At 76.2% G+C, this 1,251-nt stretch carries 1 protein-coding gene; it reads left to right on the top strand.

What is annotated here, in order from left to right; translation table 11 throughout:
* Window positions 1-189: 189 nt before the first annotated feature.
* The gene (locus GT045_RS28250; protein ID WP_345942784.1) at window positions 190-1,176 is read left to right on the top strand and encodes an urea transporter; all 987 of its coding nucleotides are present in this window, start codon (window positions 190-192) and stop codon (window positions 1,174-1,176) included.
* The last annotated feature ends 75 nt before the right edge of the window (window positions 1,177-1,251 follow it).

Genomic DNA, 1,251 nt, shown 5'->3' with positions numbered 1-1,251 from the left:
CCCGTTGAGCGCACCCGCCCGCCCGCCCGCACGTCCGCCCGCCGCCCATCGCCCGTCCCACCGGCACGGCTGTCGCGCCCGTCGCCCTCCGGCGACAGGGTGGCCTCGACAAGACGTATCGTATGCCGGAAAACTAATGCCGCACTGTGGAACAGTGCGGGGGGCTGGCGTCGGCTGAGGGGGCGGGGCGTGCGACGGTCGGACGGAGTCCGGTGGTGGCGAGGGGGACGCGGCGGGGGCTTCGGCCGTCCGCTGCTGCGCGGCCCGGCCCAGGTGATGTTCCTGGCCGACGCGCGGACGGGCGCCGTCTTCTGCGGCGCGCTGGCCACGGCGGACTGGCGCTACGGCGTCTACGCCCTGGGCGGCGCCACCCTCGGCAGCGGCACGGCACGGCTGCTGCACGTGGCCCGGGACCGGGTGGAACAGGGCCTCGAGGGCTTCAACTCCTGTCTCCTCGCCCTGTGTTTCGCCGTGTTCCTGGACGTGGGCAGGCTGTCCACCGCACTGCTCGCCGCCGCTGCCTGCGTCGTGGCCGCCGTCGCCACGGCGGCCGTGGTCCGCCTGCTGCGCGTGTGGCACCTGCCGCCGCTGACCCTGCCGTACTGCCTGCTGGCGAGCGCGGTCACGGTCGCCGCCCCGGCCTTCCGGCGGCTCTGGCCGCACGGCGACAGCCTCGCCGCGCTGCCCCACGCCGCGTCCGGTCCCAGCGCGCCGCGCCCGGGAGACCTGTGGCGGGCGTTCTTCCGCAATGTCTCCCAGGTCTTCTTCCTGGACGAGTGGTACGTGGGAGCGCTGCTCCTCGCGGGTCTCTTCCTGGCGAGCCGGGTGGCGGGGCTGATGGCCTGCGCCGGCAGCGCCACGGGCGTCCTGACCGCCTGGGCGCTCGGCGCGCCGACGGCCAGGATCGCCGACGGCACCATGGGCTACAACGCCGTGCTCGTCGCCCTCGCCCTGTGCGGCGTCTTCCTGGCGGCGGAACCCGTCACGCTGCTCTACGCGCTGCTCGGCGCCGCGACCGCGACCGCCGTGACACCGGCCGTCGCGCATCTGCTCGCCCCGTCCGGTGGCCACGCGTTCACCTGGCCGTTCGTGCTGACGACGCTCGGGTTCCTGGCCGCGGCCCGCTCCTTCCCCCGGCTGACCGGTGGCGCCCCCGCCCCGGCCGCCTGGGGGTGACTGAGCCCTGCTGCGCCGGAACGGGGGCGCGGCACAGGCTCCCCCCGGTCCCTGGCCCCTGGCCCCTGGCCCCCT

It is taken from the genome of Streptomyces sp. SID486, assembly GCF_009865385.1.
Classification (GTDB): Bacteria; Actinomycetota; Actinomycetes; order Streptomycetales; family Streptomycetaceae; genus Streptomyces.
The sequence above is the reverse complement of the archived record's forward strand: the minus strand, read 5'-3'. Positions and strand labels throughout refer to the sequence as shown.